Here is a 22,193-nt window from a genome sequence, read left to right as displayed (position 1 = left end):
CCATTCTTCAAAGAATAGGTGTGATGACGGCGTTTTTCAGGAATTTAGGCAGGGCCTTGATCTTGCCCGATCTCCCCCCTTGAGGGGGAGATGTCCGGCAGGACAGAGGGGGGTTAACCACACGCAAAACCGTAGCGTCGTGTACTGTGAAAAGTGTAGTCACGGTTTTCCGTCCTGAAATGCGCAAAAACAAAAGCGCGTCCGGTGAACAGCTGTTCACCGGACGCGCTCCAGGTGGCCAATCCTGTTGTCGAGAGCCTCATGCGAGGCTGCCCGGCAGGTCCAAGGTCTGCGTCAGGCAATGCGCCGGGCCGAAACCCGCCCCATGGGATGCAGCGAATGCACCACGAAAGGCGCGCCGGGTTCCTGCTCCACCAGCAGCGCCAGATTGAGCACCATTGGTCCGCGTTCCAGAAGCGGGCGGAAGTAATTTTGCGCGCTCTGGCGCAGTCTTTCGCTGCTTCTTGCTTCCAGCGGTCCGGTCAGGGGCAGGTAGAACCGGAATTCATCCTGAACATGCGGATCGCCCCAGCGATAGAGATTGGCAAATTGCGGCGCGCTCAGCCGTTCCGGGGCCATGCGTTCGATTTCCTCTTCCGATAGCGGCGCGCGAAACTCATCGAAGCCATGCAGAATGAGGCTGGCCAGCCGGGAAATCACCTCGCAGGGCGCCGCCGGCACCAGTCCAAGGCAATCGCCAAGCCGCGCCACCTCCATGTCCGGCAGGCTGAAAGGCTCCACCGTTCCGGCAAAACGCATCAAAGCCCGCAGCAAACCTGCTTCACTGGCATCGTCGCGCAGCCGGAAGGGTGCCTTCAGGCAGGCACGAAACCCTTCCCGGCGCGGCAGCGCGGTGTGAAAGGCAATTTCATCCATTCCCACACCGGGAAGAGCCGGATGCTCCACCGCCTCGCCGGAGAAAATATTGCGGCCCAGCCAGCTTGCCCCGGCATGACCCAGAAAATCACTCGCAGAAGGTGTATAGGCGATAGAGTACCGCATTCAATTCTGCCCTTGCTGATGGCTGCGCTTTTAACCCACACGCAGCGTTGTCAGCCATGACATAAGCGATTCGCATGACACTATGACGAAAGAGGGCGGAATGCGTTTCACCTTTTGCTTGCAGCCATCTCCAGATGGCGGGCAAGGTGAAAGCTCTCCGGCACGCGCATATCTTCGCCTTTCAAGGCCGCGCAGGCAGCCTCGGCCAGCTTGTGCGCAATGCCGAAACTGACCTTGAAGCCACCGCCAAGCGCAATGACCTGAGGAAATTCGGGATGCGCGCCCACCATGGGGTCGCGGCCAATGGCCTTGGGTCGCAGCCCCGCCCAGCGCTCCACCACCTCGGCACCTTCAAGCGCGGGCACCATCTCCGTCGCCCGCTCAATCAGCGCCTGCACCTGCCCGTCCGTGGTAAAGGGCGCATCGAAACTGTTTTCGCTGGTGCTGCCAATGGCAACCATGCCCCCCTCATGCGGAACCACGTAAAGCCCCTCGAGATAGATCAGCGGCAAGGCGGGATCGACAGGGGCGCGCAGCAGCGCCGATTGCCCCTTGACCCCCATGCCCAGTGGCTTGCCGGTCCATGGTCGCAGTCCCTCGATCAGCCGGAAGGCCTCCACCCCGCCAGCCACGATCACATGGCTGAAGGCGATTTCATCGCCATTTTCGCAAAGCGCCTTGAAATTCCGGGCATCGATGGCGCGAATGCCAACCCCTTCCAGCAGGGTGACATGGGTAAGCGCCTGAAGTCCTGCCCTGACGAGGGCCGTGACAGAGCGGGGAAAGACCCGTCCCGCCAGCGTGTCGAACACCAGCCCGCTGGCGCGATAATGCGCCTGCGGCCAGCCCTCACCGAACATCGCCTCGTCCACCACCCGCCATTCGAAGCCGCGCCCCGGTGCCTGCCACACCTGCCGCGCATCGCGCTCATGGCCAAGAGCGATCTCTCTCAGATGGGGCTTGGGCAGCGGAATGAGCCGCCCGGACCGGCGATAGCCGCTCGCCATGCCGGTTTCCGATTCGAGACGGACAATCTCGTCTTCCAGCGATAGCAGCGCTTCGAACTGGAATTGCTTTTTCTCGTTCCAGCGGTCGGGCATATGCGCCATCAGCGCGCCCAGCAGGCCACCGCTTGCACCCTGCCCCACGCGCCCGCGCTCTGCCAGCGTCACGGCAAATCCGGCACGCGCCACCTTCAGCGCCGCCCACAGCCCCATGATGCCGCCGCCGATGACCAGAACAGGGCGAGACGGTTGACCCGCGACGCGGGCGGGCCTATCGGGTGAAGCCATGACGAAAAACGATCCTGAAAACGATGCGGCCGAGCGCCAGAGCCTGATCTGGCATGAGGGCGATATGCCCTATTCCACCGCCTTTGGCGATCATTTTTACTGCCAGACCGATGGGCGGCTGGAATGCGGGCATGTGTTTCTTGACGGAAACGGGCTGCCGCAACGCTTCGCCGCCGGCGGACTTTTCCGCATCGGCGAGCTTGGCTTCGGCACCGGGCTGAATGCCTGCGAAACCTGGCGGCAATGGAAGGACCACCGCAAGCCGGACGGTTTCCTGCATTTCGTATCCTTCGAGCTTTACCCCATGGCGGGCGCAGAACTGGACCGCGCCCTTGCCAGATGGCCGGAAATCGAAACGGAACGCCGCGCCCTCGTGGCGCTCTGGCCGCAGATGCCTGCGGGAGAGGTCACGCTCGACCTCGATGCGCAAACCCGGCTGACCGTCGTATGCGGCGAGGCATTCGAAGGCGTCAGCACCTGCGGCCTGAGTTTCGATGCCTGGTTTCTGGACGGTTTCGCCCCCTCGCGAAACAGCGCCATGTGGTCGCCGGAGCTGATGCAGGCTGTCTTCGAGCACACCCGCCCGTCAGGCAGCTTCGCCACCTATGCCGCCGCAGGCTTCGTGCGCCGCAACCTGCAAGCGGCGGGCTTTGCCGTGGAGCGGCGCAAGGGCTTTGCCGGAAAACGGGAAATGCTGTGCGGCACCCGGATCGAGACGCCTCAGGGCGCCTGATCGAGACGCTCGCTCCTGTCTGCATCGAAGCGCTCGGCAAGCAGTGACGCCACGCGCTCCGGGCTCAGCGGTTTGAAGATGAGATCGTCCATGCCCGCGGCAAGGCAGGCGCGCCGGTCATAGGGCAGAACCGGCGTTGACATGCCGACGATGACGGTGGGCAGGCGCTCGGCATCCTGCCTTTCCTCCTCGCGGATACGCCGGGCAAGCGCAATGGCGCCATCGCCGTCCCGCGTCAGATCCAGCAGCATCAGGCAGGGCTGCAAAAGCCGCCACACCGCCATTGCATCCTCGCATCCCTTGCATAACTCAAACGCCACCTGCGCTTCCCGCAGGACCTGACGGAAAAAACCCCGCTCGGCTGCGCCATCCTCCACCACCAGCACATCGATGCCGCCGCTGAAGCGGCCCGAAACCGGCGAAAAAGGTGGAGATGGAGGCCTGTCGCCCGGCACGTCAGGCAGAGCCATGGCGGTTAGAAAATCCCGCGCCCCCGGTCTGCGATGCTGACGTTTTCGGGCGCGCAACACATCCACCAGCGTCTCGCGCAACAGCCCCTCGCGCACGGGGCGCACCAGTTGCGCATCCACGCTGATCGAACCGGTGAGAAGATCGGGCCCCTGCGCGCCCGCAAAGGTCACGGCCACCACGGCCAGCGTCTTGAAACGCGGATCCTGCGCCAGATCGTTCAGCAGCAGCAGCGCCGGCGAAGGCTCGGCGGCAATGTCGATCAGCAGAATATCGACCGGCGCCTCCAGCCCGATTGCCTGTTCGAGCAAGGTGCGGGCAATGCGCGCATCGCTTACGTCTGCGGCGTCGAAACCCCACTCCGTCAGACTGTCGGCCAGCATACGGCCCTGCCGCGCCCCGGAAGCCAGCACCAGAACCCTTGCCCCCCGCAGGGCATGTGGCAGGCTGATGCCGGCGCGCGGACCGGAAATCCCGAAGGGCAGGCTGAGCCTGAAACGCGCGCCGCCGGAGGCCATTGGCTCCACCTGCATATGGCCGCCGAAAAGCGTGACCAGCTTGCGCACCATGGCCTGCGCCAGCCCCAGCGACCCGGCTTCGATCACCGGGCCGGGCAGACCTTCCTCGACGGTGACGTTGAGATCGGCCCGTCCCTCGGCCGTCTTTCGGGCCGAAAGTTCCACCGTGACCGCGCCACCGGCGCTGGACTGGATGCAGCCGCGCAGCAAATGGCTCAGCATCTGGCGAAAACGGCCGGCATCGCCGGAAAGCACATAGGGAAGGTCCCTTCCGCTCAAGGCCAGTTCCACATGCCGTTCGGCCGCAGCCCCCGAAAGCAGCGTCACGACGTCTTCGGCGGCATCCAGCGGGTCGAACACCGTTTCCATCAGCGTGATGCGGCCTTCATCGATCTGGGAAAATTCGAGAAGATCGTTGATCAGCGTCATCAGGGACCGTCCCGATTTGACGATGACATTGACGAAGGTCTTCTGCCGGGCATCGAGCGCGGAGGCGGCCAGAAGCTCGGCCATGCCCAGCACGCCGTTCATGGGCGTGCGCACCTCATGGGTGATACTGCCGAGAAAGCGGGATTTGGCGCGGTCGGCGGCTTCGGCCTGCTGGCGGGCCTCGATCAGTTCGCGCTCGCGGATTTTCAGAAGCGAAACATCGGCAAGCGTGCCGACGATGAAGGGGCCGCCCTCCATATCGTCCAGCCGCTTGCGGCTGATGAGCAAGGGCAGTTCCTGCCCCGTGGGCATGACAAGAACCTGCTCACGCTCCATGGCCTCGCCGGTGGCAAGCAGCGCCAGGCTTTCCTCTCGCAGCAACCTGCCGTGCTGGGGAAACATTTCCTCGTCTGTCTGGCCATAAAAGCCCTGCCTGTCGCTGCCAAGAATCTGCTCCATGGCGGCATTGGCAAAGATCAGGCGGCGATCGCGGTCGCGCAGAAACACCGGTTCCGGCACGTTTTCCAGCGCGGCACGGTAAAGCTGGCTTTCGCGCTCATGCTTTTGCGCATCCGTCACATCGATATAGAACAGAAGAAGGCTTTCATCCTCCAGCCAGTGCCGGTGGACGGCAATGACCCTGCCATCGCTGAGCCGCAGATATTGCTGCTTGTCCGGATCGGCCCTCAGCGAGGCCAACCGCTCCCGATAGACCGCCTCGATCGGCCGATCGCCATAATAACCGGCGGCATGGATCTGCTCCACCATCTCGCGATAGGTCATGCCGATCCGAAGGTCGGCGCCGATTTCCTGCGCCATCTTTTTTTCGCGATGATTGAAATAGCGAATGACAAGCCCTGAATCGATGTAAAGAATGCTGATGGGCAGCGCCTCAAGCACATGCAGATAAAGGGCCTCGCCCGAAGCGGGCGCTGCAACGGCCTTGCGCCTTGCCGCAGCAGGCGGAACCGCCGGGCGGCGAAACGCTTTTGGCCGGTCGCGAAACACGCCGAAGACAAAAAGCGCCTCGTCTTCGGTGACAAAACGCTCGATTGCCGCACGACAGCGCTGGGCGTCGTCGCCACCGTAAAAAAGGGCGGTTTCCTCGGTTCCGAAAACGAGAACACGCCGCTCCAGCTCCTCGGCGGCGCAATCTTCCACCCGGCCGGTTATATCGCTGAGCCGCCGCCCGAGAAGATCGGCGCGGGCGATATTGCAATAGTCCTCGAACGCCGCATTCACCGCCACGAAACGGAGCTGGCTGTCCTTGATGAAGGCAGGCACGGCAAGATCGGCGATCTTGTCACGCGCAATTGCCAGCAATCCACCCTTCACCGCCACTCAGCCCCCTGCGCCAGCGTGCCTGTCCCATCGATCAACGTAAGACCGAGCCCTGCGACATCCGGTGACAGCATCGCCGCCCCCCATGATGCCCAGACCGTCGCCTGTCTCGCCCGCCGGACTGACCGGCAAGAATCACCTTATGCTTATAGACGTTAATTTATCGGGAAAATGTTGCGGCCGCGACAAAATGCTCAAGCATTTCATCGTCCTTTCTCTCCGCAAGGTCAGGCACGGGCGCAATCTTTCAATGGCCCCGCACTTTCAGCCGGGCGCGGCTTCTTTCGCTTCGCCCTATTTTTGCCCCTGTAATTCCATGGAGACATCATCAAGTCGCCCTTTTGCAGGACCAGCATCGTCTCATCTCGTCGAGGGATGTTGAAAGGATGCCTATCATGTCCGTATTTCGCAAAGTGATGACTGCGGGCCTTGTTGCCGTCTCCCTGGCGGCAGCCATGACGCCGGCTGCGGCACACGACCGTTTCTGGGGCGGCGTTGCAGCCGGGGCGCTGGGCGGCATTGTTGGCGGCGCGCTGATTGCCGGCGCCGAACGCCCGGCTTACGCCTATGAACCGCCGCCACCGCCCCCGCCGCCACGGGTGGTTTACCGCACCTATTATCAGCCGGTTTACGTTCCGCCGTGCCATACGGAATGGCGTGAAAACGAATGGGGCGATTCCTACCGCGTTCGGGTCTGCCCGCGCTGAAAATCCGGGCTCCATCATGGCGCGTTGCGTTATCGCCGCGCAGACGAAGACGCCGAAAGGCCCGCAATCGAATTGCGGGCCTTGACTTTTGGTGGATCTCACGCCAAATGACCATCAGCTTTCAGCCCTTCGGCCGCCGCGTGAGCGCGCCTCGTATCACTTGAGTGGATACGTAAGGGGAAAAGGCGCCACTCATGCAGGGTCGCTTGGACCCTCGCGCCGGAAGCACGTTTCAACACACAAGTTCCCAATTCACGCGGGGTTCTTGACGCCACAGCGACCATGCGAGCCAGACGGCCGCCTGGAGATCGCTTGCGGCGCCCCGAAAGGTTTATGAATTGACCAGTTTTCACGAACTTGGCCTGTCGAAGTCGATTGTCGCCACCGTTTCCAGCCTCGGCTTTGCCACGGCAACGCCCATTCAGGCGCAGGGCATTCCGCTTGTGCTGGAAGGCCGCGACCTGATCGGCCTTGCCCAGACCGGCACCGGCAAGACGGCCGCCTTCGGCCTGCCGATCATCGAAATGCTGATGGCGGAAAATCGCCGCGCCGAAGCGCGCACCACACGCGCCCTCATTCTGGCTCCCACCCGCGAACTTGTGAACCAGATTGGCGACAACCTGCGCAATTTCGTTAAAAAGACCCCGCTCAAGATCAATCAGGTCGTTGGCGGCGCCTCCATCAACAAGCAGCAATTCCAGCTTGAGCGCGGCACCGACATTCTGGTGGCCACCCCCGGCCGCCTGCTGGACCTGATTGCGCGAAATGCCCTCTCTCTTGCCGCCGTCACCCATCTGGTGCTGGACGAGGCCGACCAGATGCTCGACCTCGGCTTCATCCACGATCTGCGCAAGATTGCCAAAATGGTGCCGGCCAAGCGCCAGACATTGCTGTTTTCCGCCACCATGCCAAAGGCCATCGCGGATCTCGCCCACAGCTTCCTCACCAATCCGGTGAAGGTGGAAGTGACCCCGCCCGGCAAGGCAGCCGACAAGGTCGAGCAATATGTGCACTTCGTCAACGGACAGAACCACAAGACCGAGCTGCTGAAGCAGGCGCTGGCCGACAATCCCGACAGCCGCACCATCGTTTTCCTGCGCACCAAGCACGGCGCCGAAAAGCTGATGAAGCATCTGGACCTGACGGGGCATTCGGTTGCCTCCATCCATGGCAACAAAAGCCAGGGCCAGCGCGAGCGCGCGCTCAAGGGTTTTCGCGATGGCTCCATCAAGACGCTGATCGCCACCGACGTTGCCGCACGCGGCATCGACATTCCCGCCGTCAGCCATGTTTTCAACTATGACCTGCCGGAAGTACCGGATGCCTATGTCCACCGCATCGGCCGCACCGCGCGTGCCGGTCGCGATGGCATCGCCATTGCCTTTTGCGGTCCCGATGAGGGCCGTCTGCTGCGCGATATAGAACGGCTGATGGGCATCGATATTGCCGTGGCCAGCGGTGAGCCCCATGCGGATATGAACCGTGGCGCCGCCCGCAACAACCGCCGCGGCGGCAACAATCGCAACCATGCCCAGCCGCAGGGCCGCAAGGATGGCCGTGCGCCGCAGGGCGCGCGCGAAGACGGCCAGAAGCGCGACAAACGCCCCGCGCAGGCGGCTGGCAAGGGCGATAATGGCGGGCAGAACCGTCAGGATCGCCGCCCGCGCCGTCAACGCCCCAGCCAGGGAGCTGGCCAGAATGCCGGAAGAGGCAACCGCGCCGCCGGTGGCCAGCGCCGCGACAGCTGAAGCATTTCAGCAAACATGCCGTGGCGCATTTCGCCAGGCTCGAAATCCCTTCAAGGCATCCTCGCCTTGAAGGGTTTATAGCATGATGCGTATCATCAAGCGCACGAAGGACTCTGCAAGTCGGGAGTGAGCTTGCCCCGAAGACACAAGATGCGCGTCGCCCTCACGCCACCCGGCGTATTCCTGAGGCATGGCGCTGGTGGCTTTCGTTTTCACCCAGCCTGAACTGTCCGATCATCGCCTTGAGCTTTTCGCTTTCGCTGGCAAGGGTGGCGGCCGCAGCGCTGCTTTCCTCCACCATGGCCGCATTCTGCTGCGTGGCCTGATCCATATTGTTGACCGCGCCGTTGACCTCGGAAAGGCCGGTGGATTGCTCGCGGGCAGCCGTGGAAATGGCCTCCACATGCTCGTTCATTTCCACGATCAGCGTGCTGATGCTTTGCAGCGCCTCGCCGGTTTCGCTGACGAGCTTGACGCCGCCCGCCACTTCCTGCGTCGAATTCTGGATCAGCTCCTTGATCTCCTTGGCAGCTTTTGCCGACCGCTGCGCCAGTTCGCGCACTTCCTGGGCCACCACTGCAAATCCACGGCCCGCCTCTCCGGCCCGCGCCGCCTCGACACCGGCATTCAATGCCAGAAGGTTTGTCTGAAAGGCGATTTCATCGATCACCGTGATGATGTTGGAAATGCGCGCCGAGGATTGCTCGATACGGCTCATCGCATCCACGGCATCGGAAACCACGGCTCCGGAATTTTCGGCATTGTCGCGGGCGCGCGTCGCCACGCTTCGTGCCTCGAGCGCCCGCTTGGCGGATGCGTTCACATTGGCGGTGATCTCGTCCATTGCCGCCGCCGTCTCCTCCAGGCTGGAGGCCTGATTTTCCGTGCGCCGTGAAAGATCGGAAACGCCCTGGCTGATCTCCCGGCTGCCAACGCTGATCACATCGACACTGTGGGCAATCTGCTGAAAGATTTCGCGCAGCTGCATGACCGAACGGTTGAGATCATGCCGGAGGAATTCGAACTCGGGCGCAAAGGGCTCGTCGAGCTTGAAGCCGAAATCACCGGAACAGAGCCTTTTCAGACTGTCTCCCAAAGCCGAAACCGTCTTGACACGCTTGGTGACGTCGTTGGCGAACTTCACCACCTTCACCACCTTGCCCGACAAGTCGAGAATGGGATTGTAGGACGCCGCAATGATGATCTCCTGGCCTTGCTTCGTCACACGCTTGAACTCAGCCGCCTGGTAGCGCCCCTCTGACAGATTCTGCCAGAACTGCCGGTATTCGTCGGAAGCGGCATAGGCCTTGTCCACGAACATCGAATGATTGCACCCGACGATTTCGGAAAGCTTGTAGCCCATGGCATCGAGAAAATTCTGGTTTGCCGTCAGGATCGTCCCGTCCACGGCAAATTCGATAATCGCCTGCGAACGGCTGATGGCGGCGATCTGGGCGGTGTAATCCAGATTGAGCAGGCGCTCCTTGGCGTCGTCCCACTCCACCACATATCCGTGCAGTTTGCCGCGCTCTTTCAACGGCGTCACCAGAAGATCGAAAATCCAGCTGCCGACACGGATCGTGGCGGCATGACGCTCCGTCAATGCTGCCAGCATACGGCGCTGATGAGACGGGTTCTTGTGAAATACATCGATATTGCTGCCGATCAGCGTATCGACACTGAAACGCGGCAATTCTTTCTTCAGGTCCGCCTCGGCGTGCCGCAGTAAATCCATAACGGCGGGGTTCATATAGGTGATGTTCAATTTGGCATCCGCCACCATCACATTGGCCTTCAAAGCGTCGAGCGCCAGCACCTTGCCCATCGAGGCAGAACCGAAAATTCCCTTCAAACCCATGTTTCACACTCCTGTTCCCGTGGGGTGAAAAATAGATACAGGAAATTAATGATTATCTAATTCATCCATTAATTGTATATCTTCCGGCCATGTTTTAAATAGTTTACCCGCGAAATCGGCCCGTCCGCGCAGGCCATAAAGCATTGCCGGAAAAATATACGTCCGCTTGCTCTACGCAGGTGCCGTGGCGGAGGAAAAGCGTGCCTCGTCTTTGCGCCGATGATCCCTGAAAAAGTCCGTGGCGATTTAACTGGCAAATGCCTTATTAATAGACACCTCATAGCTGTCCAAACTTACATTTGCACGGCTTGGCTGTCGCGAAAATGCGTCATATCTGGCGACATGCCGTTAATTCATGCAGGAAATTCAATCCATCAGCCGATGCCTGACGCGCTTTGCGCCGATTTCAACCAAATTGCGCATGGATCTTGCATCGTGGCGATTGTTGTACTCTTATGATCCAAAACAATGGGGATCGCGTCTTTGGCATTCGATGAAATGATGATGGCGGACGGCAGTCCGCGAGGGCCTTATCAGCAATATTTCGATTGGTATTCCAGCCAGGATCCGGGGCATCTGATTGCAAAATCGCGGGATGCCGAAAACATCTTCCGCAAGACCGGCATTACCTTTGCCGTCTACGGCCATGCCGATTCGGCGGAAAAGCTCATTCCCTTCGATATCGTGCCGCGCATCATTTCCGGGCGGGAATGGCGCAAGCTGGCGCAAGGCATCGAGCAGCGGGTTCTGGCGCTGAATGCCTTTCTCGACGACATCTATCACAAGCAGGAAATCATCCGCGCTGGCCGCATCCCGCGTGAGCTGATCGAGAAGAACGACGCCTTTTTGCCGGAAATGATCGGTTTCAGGCCGCCGGGCGGCGTTTATACCCATATTGTCGGCACCGACATCGTGCGCACGGGTGAAGACCAGTTCTATGTGCTGGAAGACAATGCCCGCACCCCCTCCGGCGTGTCCTACATGCTGGAAAACCGCGAAACCATGATGCAGATGTTTCCGGAACTCTTCCAGATGAACAAGGTGCAGCGCGTGGAGGATTATCCCTTCCTGCTTCGCCAGTCCCTGGCTTCGCTTGCGCCTCCCGGCTGCAAGGGCAAGCCGCGCGTGGCCGTACTGACCCCCGGCATCTACAATTCCGCCTATTACGAACACTCCTTCCTGGCCGACATGATGGGCGTGGAACTGGTGGAAGGCTCCGACCTTCGCGTCATCGACGGCAAGGTGAAGATGCGCACCACCCGCGGTTACGAGGCGATCGACGTTCTTTATCGCCGCGTGGACGACGATTTCCTCGATCCCCTCACCTTCCGCCCGGACAGTTGTCTTGGTGTGCCGGGCATCATGGATGTCTACCGAGCCGGCAATATCACCATTGCCAATGCCCCCGGCACCGGCATTTCCGATGACAAGGCGATCTATTCCTATATGCCGGAGATCGTTGAATTCTATACCGGCCGCAAGGCGATTCTGGAAAATGTGCCCACATGGCGCTGCTCCGAGCCCGACAGCCTGAAATATGTGCTGGAGCATCTGGAAGAACTGGTGGTGAAGGAAGTCCACGGCTCCGGCGGCTATGGCATGTTGGTCGGCCCGACCGCCACGAAGAAGGAACGCGCCCTTTTCGCCGAAAAGCTGAAGGCGCGGCCTGCCAATTACATTGCCCAGCCCACGCTTTCGCTCTCCACCGTGCCGATCCTCGTCAACAAGGGCATCGCGCCCCGCCACGTGGATTTGCGTCCCTATGTCCTCGTCTCCGACAAGGTGCAGATCATTCCCGGCGGACTGACCCGCGTGGCCCTGAAAAAGGGCTCGCTGGTGGTCAATTCCAGCCAGGGCGGCGGCACCAAGGATACATGGGTTTTGGAGGACTGAATGGTTATGCTGGGAAGAACCGCCAACGGACTCTACTGGATGTTCCGTTATATCGAGCGGGCTGAAAATATTGCGCGCCTGGTGGATGCCGGCCTGCGCATGTCGCTGACGCGCACCGGCGCAAGCGACGAGGACTGGACCGGCGTGCTGCAAAGCGCGGACGTGCTGGACATTTACCAACAGCGCAATGACAAGGTTACGGCAGCCGATGCCGTGGATTTTCTGCTGCGCGACCTTAAAAACCCGTCCAGCGTCATGTCTTGCGTGGATGCGGCGCGCAACAATGCGCGCATGGTGCGCACCGCGCTGACCCGTGAAACCTGGGAGGCGACCAACGAGTGCTGGATCGAGCTGAAGCAGATCCTGGCACGCAGGCTGAAATCCGCCGACCTGCCGGAGGTGATCGACACCATCAAGCGGCGTGCCGGGCTTATTCGCGGCGCCTTTCACGGCTCCATGCTGCGCAATGAGATCTACAATTTCGCGAGGATCGGCACCTTCATCGAGCGGGCTGACAATACCAGCCGCATTCTCGATGTGAAATATTACGTGCTGCTGCCCGCCGTCATGCAGGTGGGCTCCTCGCTGGACAATATCCAGTGGGAATCGATCCTGCGCTCGGTCTCGGCCCACCGCTCCTATCGCTGGGCCTATGACGATGAATACCGGCCTGCCAATATTGCCGATTTCCTGATCCTCAACGGGCAAATGCCCCGTTCACTTGTCTATTCCTATGACAAGATCGTCAGCAATCTCGGCTATATCGCCCGCGAATATTCCGAGCGGCTCGCCGCGCACGATACCGCGGAAAGCATCCGCCATTCGTTGATGACCACCACCGTCAACACCATCATGGAACAGGGCCTGCACGAATTCCTCGATAACTTCATGGCGCGCAACAACCAGCTGGGCCAGGAAATCACCGAGGGATACAGGTTCTACAGCTAGGGCGCGGCGATCATGCGTTTGACCATCACCCATACCACCGAATACAGCTATGACGATCCGGTGCAATTTTCCCTGCAACGCCTGCGCCTGACGCCGCTTTCCGGCCCCGGCCAGACGGTGGCCGAATGGTCCATCGCCGTCGATGGCGCCACCGTTGAGGCTGGCTTTGCCGACCAGTTCGGCAATCATACGCACCTGGTTTCGGCGCAAGGCGCAGCCCACGCCATTTCCATTGCCGCATCCGGCGTGGTGGAAACGCAGGACAAGGCAGGTGTTTTCGGCGCGCATACAGGCTTCGTGCCGCTGTGGCTCTATCTCAGGGAAACAGCCCGCACCAAGCCCGGCAAACTGACCCGCGAGCTGATGAAAAGCCTGAAGGGCGAAAGCGAACTGGCCCAGATGCATGACCTCATGGGCAGGCTGCATGAGCAACTGCGCTTCGAACCCGGCGCCACCACAACCGAAACCACCGCCGAACAGGCCCTGGAAAGCGGTTCCGGCGTGTGCCAGGACCACGCACATATTTTCGTTACGGTGGCGCGGCTCATGAACCTGCCAGCCCGTTACGTTTCCGGCTATCTGATGATGGATGACCAGAAGGATCAGGCGGCGACCCATGCCTGGGCCGATGTGCACCTGCCTGGCCTTGGATGGGTGGGCTTCGATGCCGCCAACAATATCTGCCCGGACGACCGCTATGTGCGCCTGGCGTCAGGTCTCTGCTATGCCGATGCGGCACCCGTTTCCGGTATGCGCATCGGCAAGGCCGGCGAAAACCTTGACGTAAAGATCCATGTCTCCTGCGAGGGGCAAAGCCAGACGCAGAGTCAATCCTGAACGGACACCGGACCGATTGCTTCTCGGTCCGGCGCCTCGCCCTGCATCCACGGAACAAGCTTCACGCCATCGGCATTTGCTATTCTCACGCCGAAGAGAGGGCTCGCCATGCTTTTGAAGCAATCGCTTTTCCAATCCGTTGTGGATCGCCTGGAAGATGAGAACGAGGAAAATCGCGAAGAAGACGGCCATGACGATCAGGCCACGTCCTTCCGCATCATGGGTCTTGGCACAGGCTTCGTGAAGGAGACGGGCTCGGCAGAAGCCAGCCTGCAAACGGTTCAAAGCCTCTACGACGATTTTCTGGAAGATGTCCCGTTGCCGGAGGAACCGCAACCCCCAGTCATGCCCGCCCATCTCAGCAGGCTCACCCCGGACGAAATCCGGGATGATCTGGGCCTTTCCGATGAGGACGATCTGCAAAGCCTTGCGCTCAAACGGCGCAGCTTTGCCCGTCTGAACCACCCGGATCGGGTCAATGCAGCGTTCCGCGAACAGGCAAACCAGCGCATGACCCTGGCCAACCAGATGATCGACCAGGCTCTCCAGCGTCTTGCGCGCAACAGGCCAGATTAAAATGACAGCGAGAAGCGGCCTCAGGGCCGCTTGCGAAGTTCACACCAAAGCCCGGCTCCGGCCTATTCGGAAATGGATTTCAGCATGGCAATCAACTGATCGCGCTTTTCCGTTCCGCCGATACGGTCGATAAAGCGGGCTTCATGCTCGCGCCATTTGGGCAGGATTTCCTCCAGAAAACCCTCGCCTTCCGGTGTCAGATGCAAAAAATAAACCCGACGATCAACTTCCGACCGGCGCCGCTCGATCAGACCCTTGCTTTCCAGACCATCGACGATAGCGACAAAATTGGCGCGTTGAATGGCAAGAAGCGCCGCGACATCGCTTTGCTTCATCCCGGAATTTCCGGCAATGACCGTGAGAACCGAAAAATCGGCCGGGCGAATGTTCCGCTCACCAAGAACATCCTGCAAATCCTGAAAGATGGCAAGCTGAGCACGGCGCATCCGAAAGCCAAGCGATTGCGCCAGCAAAGATTGCTCCACACCCGCATGAATGCCGGCAAAAGCTCCTACAACAGATTGATTGGTCATTGCCCCTAAACTCACCCTTTTCCTACCCAAGCCACCCCGCACAGCGGCCCTGCGAATCATGGTCTGCCCACACAGACTTAACGGAACTTTACAAAAGCGGCTTAAGAAGTTTTTGTCAACGATAGTTTTGCATAAAAACGTTTTAAAACAAGTGTCATTGCGTTACCCACCGCTTCTTGTCTTCCGATGCATTTTCAGGATTGAAGAGCCGTGCGGTCTAGGCTAATACCGTCTCGTGCAAACGCACCACTCAGAGCCGCACCCGTAGCTCAGCTGGATAGAGTGTTGGATTCCGATTCCAAAGGTCACAGGTTCGAATCCTGTCGGGTGCGCCATTTCTTGTTCTCGCGCGTCGCATAATTTTAGACTGACCTAGTAAGGCCGCGAAGGTTTGCGCCTGAGAGGCTAAGTTTTGTAGTTTCTCCGCCGTAGAAATGAACCTGACTGTTCAGGATGCCCCTGGCGGCTATTCTGGGTAACTGTGAAATATCAGACGAGTTGGTGGCCGGTGTCGCACGAAAGACATGTGATGCCACGGCTCATATTTCCTGTGCGCAAGTTGTCAGCATTCATAGGCAACCGAGTGATTTCCCCCCGATTGGAGGCTATCATTCTCAATGAAGAACGAATCACTGCGCCGAATACGCAAGCTCTTCGATGGTCCGCAATGGCACTTGCACGAAGTGTCGCACCTGCGGCGCTTCGAGAGGCTGCTACTAATAGGCGGAGGCTCGTTATGTATACAACTGAGAAACCAATCCTAGTACTGGCCAAATTGTCCTAGTACTGGCCATTTTAGAAACTGAAACTGGCCAACACCTCAAATGACTATTTCCGGGCACTGAAAGTGCCCGGAAAATGCCTAACAGAACAAACAGTGAAACAATCGCGTAAGTTGGACGCCGTCCAAAGCACACGGAAATCCGGGAGTTGAGTAGCAATGGCAAATAGCTGGAAGCACGACCGCGCCAAAACTGCGATCGACGCGCGCATCAAGGATGTCGAAAACGTAACGGTGGTCGACTACACGCGAACCACCTCACTCCAGTCGATTCCAACGAACAAGGCCTATCGCCTGGACGGCGTCCATCTTTATATCGACATCGTCAACTTTGAAGAGATGCTCTGGTCGACGGATACCGAAGGAGAGACCTCCCACAAGCGCGCGCTCCGGTTCCTGAATCTCCATTACCGAGCAGTGCACCGCATCTTGGCCGACGCAGATGCTATCCGGGTGGACTTCCATAACCAGCGTCTGCACGCCGTCATCGCCAAGCCCTACGGAACGGATGCGGCGGGTGACCGCGTGGACCGCGCGGTGGCGATAGCCAAGCTGATCGTGGATGTTCTTGCCGAAACCGGCGACCATGACCAAAATATCCCTAATGCGAAGGTGCGCGTCGGCATCGACACTGGAAAGGCGCTGGCCGTAAACAACGGGCGCAATGGCTACCGCGAGCCGCTTTTTCTCGGTCGCCCGGCAAACATCGCCGCAAAGCTCGCGTCGAACAATAAGGCGATCGGAATCTATCTGAGCAACGGCGCCCGCGATGCGATCGATCTCGACACCGTAGATGTGCCTGCAAAGACGAAGCTCACGGAAGATGAAATCGCACACTGCGAAGACAATGCCCAGCTCGGCCTGACAAAGGACTCGATTGTAAGGGAGTGGAGAAAGGACAACGAGAACAACCCCATCGGGGCCTTCTCCTTCTCCCGAGCGACACCCCCCTTGAAGAACCTAGATATCACCGTTCTTACGCCGGGTAACTCTCGCCGTATGGACATGGTCTCAATCTACGCCGATGTGGATAATTTCACCGATTATGTCGACTCTCACATCGACGATGACGCGGAAGATGTCGTCCGCTGCCTTCATGTGATCCGCGCAGAACTTGATCGTGTTCTCACCTCGGATTTCTCCGGACGCCGGATTCGCTTCATCGGCGACTGCGTCCATGGTCACATTCTTGAGGGCACCGCCTACACCACCAACACCGATGCCACCATCTCCACTGCAGTACTTTGTGCTGGCGGACTTCGCAGCAGTTTCGATCTTGCTCTCGAACGCCTTCAGGATAACGGCGTGGACACAGACGATCTGGGCCTAGCCATCGGCTTTGACTTTGGCCCGGGTTCGATCACGCGCCTTGGAATGCAGGGGAGCCGCGTTCGGTGCTCCGCCGGGCACTCGGTGCTGCTGTCCGAGGCCGAACAGAAGCGGTGCGATGGAACGCAAACGGCAATCGGCCAGCCGGCGTACGATGAGGGACCGTCTTCGGTACGGAAGCTCTTCGGGTCGTCCCGCCGGGTCGCGAACCTGACCTACGATGTCGCACTCGAGGCACTTGCCGCCGAGGATGATTCCACAGCAAAGGCGGCGCGGGCCGTGCTCTATGCGGCGGCGAGTCCTGCCATCGCTCGAGCGGCAGAGACTCCTTTCCGCCCGCATGCGAAGATCGATTGAGGCCTGCGTTGTCGCCTATCGAACATCTTCACAGCGTGGCCCATAAGAACCACGCCCGGCTCATCTCTGGCAATGACGAACGAGCGATATACGGCGTCCGTCCGCCCAGCGCATCCGGCGCTCCCTCATCCGAGTTTATCCTAGAAATCTCGCGGGAGGGGGAGACGGTGTCGGCAAGAGAGGCGGAGGCTACCCTCCTGCCGTCTTTCTGTGCAGAGCGACACATCAATCCAGGCGGTACGTTCTGCCTCTACTGGGGTGAAGTTGAACCAACGCAGATCAAGGACCACGAGGATGCGGAGGCTTGGTGGGGAAAGCTTCTAACCTTTCTGCTCCGCCAACGTTCAGCAGCCGTGCTACGGCGCTGGCCGGGCAAGGCTGACGCTCGCGCGCATGGTTCGGAGGCTGCGCGTTTCCAGGCGATGGCGGAGGAGAATGCCGAGGCACTTGGCCCCAGGTTCGTGGCCTTGCTGAGAGACGATCGCCTTCGTTTGGGGCGTGGGCGCCGCCGGGAGCATATCGCACTTCTCCAGGACGGCCGACGCGTTGTCACCGTCGTGTCCACCGTGCGGCGTGTGATGACGCTGCGTCAAAGATGCAAATGCGAACATGCTGATGTTCGTCGTCTCCCGCTGGCCTCCTGTGGTGATCACGCGCGGCTGCTTGCCGAACTTGTCCTTAACATGGACGGCTGGCGAAAAGCAGAAGCCGACTTCTACAAGCATTTACGCGCCGCCAGTCAGGTCTGCTGCGGCACAATGGACGATTGCCCGCTTGCACGGATTTCCGTCTGAGGAAAAGAGGATGGCCAAGAACGACCAACAGGAAGCATACGAGAAGCTGCTCTCGGCCAACCACGGCAGGATGATCGACTTCGCCAAATTTGCCGAGGCCAAGAATGCTGCCCTCCTCACCTTCTGCTCCGTCTGGATGGGAGCAATCATCACGCTCCTACGGGCTCCGCAAGAACTGCCTCTCGGCTACAACCACGCCGTTAAAGCGGCCCTGCCCCTTCTCTTCATCGCCGCCATGATCAGCCTGAAATCCCTGATGCCCAAGTTTCTTGACCAGATGCATAAGCGCGAGGACGATTACAAGAACCTTCTTTATTTTGGTGACATCGCCAAGGGAGGAACGAAGGACTATCCAGATATGGCAGCCGATCTCTACATGCCAATCGGTAACGACTCAGCGACCGCTACCTACCTCCGTGATCTGTCGGTACAGACCGCGATCCATGCGAAGATCGCCCATCGGAAGTTCCGAATGTTCAACTGGGCCGGATCCCTGGTTTTGACCGCTTTCGCAATCATGACGATTCCTCCGCTGATCTTCTGTATCCGCTGGGCAATCAGCCAATTGCATTGCTGAGGGGTATCACGATGACGATAGCCGACGATATCAGAGGCAATGCCAGCACGACCTTTCGTACTAACTGGAACGTGCGTGAAGGAACGACCGTACCGGAGCCAGCGGACCTCAAACTTTCGAATGACGCCGTACATCTGAAAACCGCCACGATACTGTACGCGGATCTGGACGGCTCCACGAACCTCGTTGAAGAGAAGACTTGGGAGTTCGCAGGCGAAGTCTACAAGACCTTCCTCTATGCGACCTCACGCCTAATCCGCAAGCATGGCGGGACCATCGTTTCCTATGACGGCGACCGCGTGATGGGCATCTTCATTTCAAACAGGCAACGCAATGTTGCGGTCTCCTGCGCGCTTGAAATCAACTATGCGATCAAAAACATCGTGCAGCCGGAGTTAAGCAAGCAATACAAGACCGACTTCAAAATCCGGCACATCGTCGGCGTGGATACTTCCGAAATCAGAGCTGCAAGGACCGGTGTCCGCGGCGACAATGATATTGTCTGGATCGGGAATGCGGCCAATCTTGCTGCCAAACTTACAGCGCTCAACGCGGATCAGCCGACATGGATTACCAAACGGGTATACGATTACCTTGAGGACGACCAAAAGAATGGCCCTCAGGGAGAAAACATATGGAAGTCGTGGAGCTGGTCACAGCACAATAACGATGCGATTTGGTCGACGACCTACTGGAGGAGCTTCTCTTGAGCAGGATGCTTGAACGTTTTCAAGGCGACGAAGGTAGGGACCTGAGAATTGAGGCATTCCTATCTCAGGCGATCGTTGGCCGTGATACCTCGTTGGCCGAAGAACTAGCAGATCTCGCAGAGTTGCTGAAATACGATACTGGGCAGACACTGATCGAGCAGAATGCCGAGGACAATGATATCTTCCTGATCGTGTCCGGATCTTTCGGCATCCACGTCAACGGCCGCCGCATAGGCGTGCGGGGACGTGGGGATCACGTCGGTGAGATGGCAGCAGTGGAACCCACGCAACGCCGATCCGCAACAGTGGTCGCAGACGAGCCGTCGATCGTCGGCAAACTGACCTCTCAGCAGTTCGCATCACTTGGCAAAAAGTACCCTGATATCTACAAGCAGATTGCCCGCGCACTTTCCCGTAGGCTTTTGGAGCGCAACAAGCATGTCGGCGCCTTCAGAGAGAAGACACGCGTCTTCATCATATCCTCTGCCGAGGCACGGCATGTAGGCCGTCTGGTCCGCAACGCCTTCGAACACGATACCGAAACGATCGTAGCCACCCTGTGGACCGATGACGTCTTCAAGGTCGCAAACTACACCCTTCAAGATCTCGAAGCTCAGATCGACGCCTCGGATTTCGCGGTTGCGATAGCCCACGCAGACGATCTTACCGAGAGCCGTGGAAAGCCATGGCCGAGTCCTCGAGACAACGTCGTGTTCGAACTCGGTTTGTTCATGGGAAGGCTGGGGAGGCAGCGCGCAATCCTTATGGAGCCGCGTGACGAGAAAGTGAAACTCCCTAGCGATATGAGCGGCATTACGACGATTCCCTACAGATACGAGGCTGGTCAGGATACAGCCGCGCTCATGGCTCCAGCTTGCGACAGGCTCCGCGCCCACATTCTCAAGCTAGGACCGTTCAATGGATAGCCCTCGAAACAAGCCTAACGCCCCTTCTGATTGTGCCGGACCACCGGAACAGACTTGTGCTTGCTCTTTTCTTGCCCGATATTCCGAACCAGCTAACCTATATGAGTGTTGCGTGGATTTCATGCTTTAGGAGCGAGCCTCTCAATGGAGGAGAACCTCGATTGGTTCTGGAAGCGATTAAAGCTGACGAACGCCGGGGAAAGCCAGATTTTACTGCGGAGGCCTTGGTCAGGGGGCGGCAATTGCCATTTTACATTCGAAAATCGGTTTCAGCAGGACCGTTTCGCTTCAATTTTTCCAAGGGCGGGGTCGGCGTTTCCGTTGGCATCAAAGGCCTTCGGATTGGAACAGGTCCACGCGGACATTACATCCACGCAGGCCGCGGTGGTCTCTATTATCGCGCCACGCTGGGCAACGCTGGACGGAGTCGATCATCGGGGGCCGCTCCCTATAGGCCTTCCCCTGATGTGACCTTCGATAACAGCGACGTTACGATGACCGAGATCGAGTCCGGCGACGTCATGTACATGCAGGACGAGTCGTTCTCGGAACTCCTCAATGAGATCAACTCGAAGGCTGGGCAAACGCGTATGTCCCCCGCTTTGATGTGGACGGCTGCGGGCATCGGTGCCTTTGCAGGCCTAGCGTCCGGAGGCCCAGGACTATTGCTTTGCGCACTGGCACTTCCAGGCTGGGCGATCGGCAAATGGTTCGACTCATACCGGAGAACCACTGTCCTCTATTATGATCTCGAAGGCGATGCGGAATCAGCGTACAATCATCTTGTGCAAGGATTTGATGGCCTCAACGGTTGCGCTGCGAAATGGCACATCGAGGCAGGGGGCGCGGTTCAAAATCTCACCGCGTGGAAGCGCAACGCGGGAGCGTCCCATCTCGTCAACAGGAAAGCAACCACCCTCGCCTACAGTCTTCCTTCGGTTATAAAAAGCAATGTGACACCTCCTGCCCTTCACGTGGGCAAGCAGATCATGTTCTTTATGCCTGACATCGTCCTCGTCCAGGACGGCGGCCGGGTCGGTGCCGTGAACTATGCCAATCTAAATATCAGATGGCAGGATTCCAGATTTATCGAAACCGAGCGCGTACCGAGCGACGCGAAGATCGTGGATCACACCTGGAAGCATCCAAACAAGAGCGGCGGACCCAACCGCCGTTTCAAGGACAACCGGCAGATCCCCGTGTGTCTTTACGAGGCAATCCATTTCACTAGCAACAGCGGTGTGAACGAACTCGTAGAGTTTTCCCGGACGGGAGTTGCAAGCCTTTTTGCAGATGGCTGCCGGATGCTGGCGGCACTACCGCGAGAACGAACAGTCGAACTGCCCTCGGCACCTGCCAACTATGTGATGGAGGCCACACCCACTGTTGAACCAGTGCGGAAACGCAATCGACTCATGACCGCAGCCTTCACTATACTGGGAGTTACCCTTGGGTGTGATTAGGCATGGAATAAGAACCCCGCAAATGGGGTGATCGGCGTCCAAACGGGCCCCCCATCTGCGATGGGGTTACAACAGCCTCCGGTTTCATCGGAGGCTTTTTGTTTGGATGCTTATTGTGGAAACAATTCTGAAGATACGGCGGCTAGCCCATGTTCAGGGCAAGTCGATCAAGGCGATCTGCCGGGAGTTGGGCATATCGCGGAAAGTGGTGCGGAAGGTTTTGCGCACCGATGAGACGGAGTTCAAATACGAACGGACCCGTCAACCTCAGCCGAAGCTCGGCCCCTGGCGCGATCAGCTCGATGGAATGCTGCTCGCCAATGAGGCCAAATCCTCTCGCGAACGGCTGACACTGATCCGGATATTCGAGGAC

18 protein-coding genes, 1 tRNA gene and 1 pseudogene are annotated in these 22,193 nt (G+C 59.1%); 15 read left to right on the top strand and 5 right to left on the bottom strand.

Annotation, left to right across the window (positions count from 1 at the left end):
* Positions 1–294 precede the first annotated feature (294 nt).
* Both T424_RS0118035 and T424_RS0118030 read right to left on the bottom strand, forming a co-directional pair.
* The gene (locus T424_RS0118035; protein WP_027488971.1) at positions 295–1,002 is read right to left on the bottom strand and encodes a DUF1045 domain-containing protein; all 708 of its coding nucleotides are present in this window, start codon (positions 1,000–1,002) and stop codon (positions 295–297) included.
* 107 nt (positions 1,003–1,109) lie between these two features.
* Positions 1,110–2,294 carry an NAD(P)/FAD-dependent oxidoreductase gene (locus T424_RS0118030; RefSeq protein ID WP_027488970.1) on the bottom strand — a complete coding sequence of 395 codons (1,185 nt, stop codon included), beginning with the start codon at positions 2,292–2,294 and terminating at the stop codon, positions 1,110–1,112.
* Here T424_RS0118030 and mnmD point away from each other — a divergent pair.
* The gene (gene mnmD / locus T424_RS0118025) at positions 2,293–3,027 is read left to right on the top strand and encodes a tRNA (5-methylaminomethyl-2-thiouridine)(34)-methyltransferase MnmD (protein WP_027488969.1); all 735 of its coding nucleotides are present in this window, start codon (positions 2,293–2,295) and stop codon (positions 3,025–3,027) included. The genes T424_RS0118030 and mnmD overlap by 2 nt on opposite strands.
* On the opposite strand, the gene T424_RS0118020 is transcribed toward mnmD, so the two are convergent.
* A complete protein-coding gene (locus T424_RS0118020) occupies positions 3,015–5,783 on the bottom strand; it encodes a hybrid sensor histidine kinase/response regulator (RefSeq protein ID WP_084268577.1) in 2,769 nt (922 codons plus the stop codon). The genes mnmD and T424_RS0118020 overlap by 13 nt on opposite strands.
* A gap of 395 nt (positions 5,784–6,178) precedes the next feature.
* Here T424_RS0118020 and T424_RS0118015 point away from each other — a divergent pair, with 395 nt between their 5' ends.
* Complete coding sequence (locus T424_RS0118015; protein WP_027488967.1) at positions 6,179–6,490, top strand: hypothetical protein; 312 nt, start codon at positions 6,179–6,181, stop codon at positions 6,488–6,490.
* A gap of 338 nt (positions 6,491–6,828) precedes the next feature.
* The gene (locus T424_RS0118010) at positions 6,829–8,238 is read left to right on the top strand and encodes a DEAD/DEAH box helicase (RefSeq protein WP_027488966.1); all 1,410 of its coding nucleotides are present in this window, start codon (positions 6,829–6,831) and stop codon (positions 8,236–8,238) included.
* Between the two features lie 163 nt (positions 8,239–8,401).
* Here the strand turns inward: T424_RS0118010 and T424_RS21445 are convergent, their stop codons facing one another.
* Positions 8,402–10,096, bottom strand: a complete 1,695-nt coding sequence (locus T424_RS21445; RefSeq protein WP_051559217.1) for a methyl-accepting chemotaxis protein — start codon at positions 10,094–10,096, stop codon at positions 8,402–8,404.
* Positions 10,097–10,579: 483 nt separating this feature from the next.
* Between T424_RS21445 and T424_RS0118000 the strand changes: the two genes are divergently transcribed.
* The 4 genes from T424_RS0118000 to T424_RS0117980 all read left to right on the top strand — a co-directional run bounded on the left by T424_RS0118000 (position 10,580) and on the right by T424_RS0117980 (position 14,350).
* Positions 10,580–11,989: a circularly permuted type 2 ATP-grasp protein gene (locus T424_RS0118000; protein WP_027488965.1), complete on the top strand. Its 1,410-nt coding sequence runs from the start codon at positions 10,580–10,582 to the stop codon at positions 11,987–11,989.
* Between the two features lie 6 nt (positions 11,990–11,995).
* Entirely contained in the window at positions 11,996–12,937 is a 942-nt protein-coding gene (locus T424_RS0117995; protein ID WP_027488964.1) for an alpha-E domain-containing protein, read from the top strand.
* 12 nt (positions 12,938–12,949) lie between these two features.
* Positions 12,950–13,774 carry a transglutaminase family protein gene (locus T424_RS0117990; protein WP_027488963.1) on the top strand — a complete coding sequence of 275 codons (825 nt, stop codon included), beginning with the start codon at positions 12,950–12,952 and terminating at the stop codon, positions 13,772–13,774.
* 108 nt (positions 13,775–13,882) lie between these two features.
* Complete coding sequence (locus tag T424_RS0117980) at positions 13,883–14,350, top strand: hypothetical protein (RefSeq protein WP_027488962.1); 468 nt, start codon at positions 13,883–13,885, stop codon at positions 14,348–14,350.
* A gap of 62 nt (positions 14,351–14,412) precedes the next feature.
* Here the strand turns inward: T424_RS0117980 and T424_RS0117975 are convergent, their stop codons facing one another.
* Entirely contained in the window at positions 14,413–14,883 is a 471-nt protein-coding gene (locus T424_RS0117975; RefSeq protein ID WP_027488961.1) for a MarR family winged helix-turn-helix transcriptional regulator, read from the bottom strand.
* Between the two features lie 258 nt (positions 14,884–15,141).
* On the opposite strand from T424_RS0117975, the gene T424_RS0117970 reads away from it, so the two are divergent.
* The 8 genes and pseudogenes from T424_RS0117970 to T424_RS21430 all read left to right on the top strand — a co-directional run.
* Positions 15,142–15,218, top strand: a tRNA-Arg gene (locus T424_RS0117970).
* A 605-nt stretch (positions 15,219–15,823) separates the two neighbouring features.
* On the top strand, positions 15,824–17,350 hold the full coding sequence (locus tag T424_RS0117965; protein WP_027488960.1) for an adenylate/guanylate cyclase domain-containing protein: 1,527 nt from the start codon (positions 15,824–15,826) through the stop codon (positions 17,348–17,350).
* Between the two features lie 8 nt (positions 17,351–17,358).
* On the top strand, positions 17,359–18,144 hold the full coding sequence (locus tag T424_RS21440) for an E2 domain-associated cysteine-rich protein (protein ID WP_154664982.1): 786 nt from the start codon (positions 17,359–17,361) through the stop codon (positions 18,142–18,144).
* 10 nt (positions 18,145–18,154) lie between these two features.
* Entirely contained in the window at positions 18,155–18,721 is a 567-nt protein-coding gene (locus T424_RS0117955; protein ID WP_027488959.1) for a Pycsar system effector family protein, read from the top strand.
* Between the two features lie 11 nt (positions 18,722–18,732).
* Positions 18,733–19,431: an adenylate/guanylate cyclase domain-containing protein gene (locus T424_RS0117950; RefSeq protein WP_027488958.1), complete on the top strand. Its 699-nt coding sequence runs from the start codon at positions 18,733–18,735 to the stop codon at positions 19,429–19,431.
* The gene (locus T424_RS0117945; RefSeq protein ID WP_245269623.1) at positions 19,398–20,357 is read left to right on the top strand and encodes a TIR domain-containing protein; all 960 of its coding nucleotides are present in this window, start codon (positions 19,398–19,400) and stop codon (positions 20,355–20,357) included. The genes T424_RS0117950 and T424_RS0117945 overlap by 34 nt, the downstream gene beginning before the upstream one ends.
* A gap of 161 nt (positions 20,358–20,518) precedes the next feature.
* Complete coding sequence (locus T424_RS21435) at positions 20,519–21,820, top strand: DUF4236 domain-containing protein (protein WP_245269621.1); 1,302 nt, start codon at positions 20,519–20,521, stop codon at positions 21,818–21,820.
* 106 nt (positions 21,821–21,926) lie between these two features.
* Positions 21,927–22,193 (top strand): annotated as a pseudogene (locus tag T424_RS21430) (IS21 family transposase); the annotation flags it as partial.

It is taken from the genome of Allorhizobium undicola ORS 992 = ATCC 700741 (genome assembly GCF_000621665.1).
Taxonomy (GTDB): Bacteria; Pseudomonadota; Alphaproteobacteria; order Rhizobiales; family Rhizobiaceae; genus Allorhizobium; species Allorhizobium undicola.
This window is presented reverse-complemented; position numbering and strand designations above follow the sequence as displayed.

Bases quoted from the DNA above. Each gene is read 5' to 3' on its own strand.
- T424_RS0118035 (WP_027488971.1), bottom strand. From the start codon at position 1,002: ATGCGGTACTCTATCGCCTATACACCTTCTGCGAGTGATTTTCTGGGT.
- mnmD (WP_027488969.1), top strand. From the start codon at position 2,293: ATGACGAAAAACGATCCTGAAAACGATGCGGCCGAGCGCCAGAGCCTG.
- T424_RS0118030 (WP_027488970.1), bottom strand. From the start codon at position 2,294: ATGGCTTCACCCGATAGGCCCGCCCGCGTCGCGGGTCAACCGTCTCGC.
- T424_RS0118015 (WP_027488967.1), top strand. From the start codon at position 6,179: ATGTCCGTATTTCGCAAAGTGATGACTGCGGGCCTTGTTGCCGTCTCC.
- T424_RS21445 (WP_051559217.1), bottom strand. From the start codon at position 10,096: ATGGGTTTGAAGGGAATTTTCGGTTCTGCCTCGATGGGCAAGGTGCTG.
- T424_RS0117995 (WP_027488964.1), top strand. From the start codon at position 11,996: ATGCTGGGAAGAACCGCCAACGGACTCTACTGGATGTTCCGTTATATC.
- T424_RS0117990 (WP_027488963.1), top strand. From the start codon at position 12,950: ATGCGTTTGACCATCACCCATACCACCGAATACAGCTATGACGATCCG.
- T424_RS0117980 (WP_027488962.1), top strand. From the start codon at position 13,883: ATGCTTTTGAAGCAATCGCTTTTCCAATCCGTTGTGGATCGCCTGGAA.
- T424_RS0117975 (WP_027488961.1), bottom strand. From the start codon at position 14,883: ATGACCAATCAATCTGTTGTAGGAGCTTTTGCCGGCATTCATGCGGGT.
- T424_RS0117965 (WP_027488960.1), top strand. From the start codon at position 15,824: ATGGCAAATAGCTGGAAGCACGACCGCGCCAAAACTGCGATCGACGCG.
- T424_RS0117955 (WP_027488959.1), top strand. From the start codon at position 18,155: ATGGCCAAGAACGACCAACAGGAAGCATACGAGAAGCTGCTCTCGGCC.
- T424_RS0117950 (WP_027488958.1), top strand. From the start codon at position 18,733: ATGACGATAGCCGACGATATCAGAGGCAATGCCAGCACGACCTTTCGT.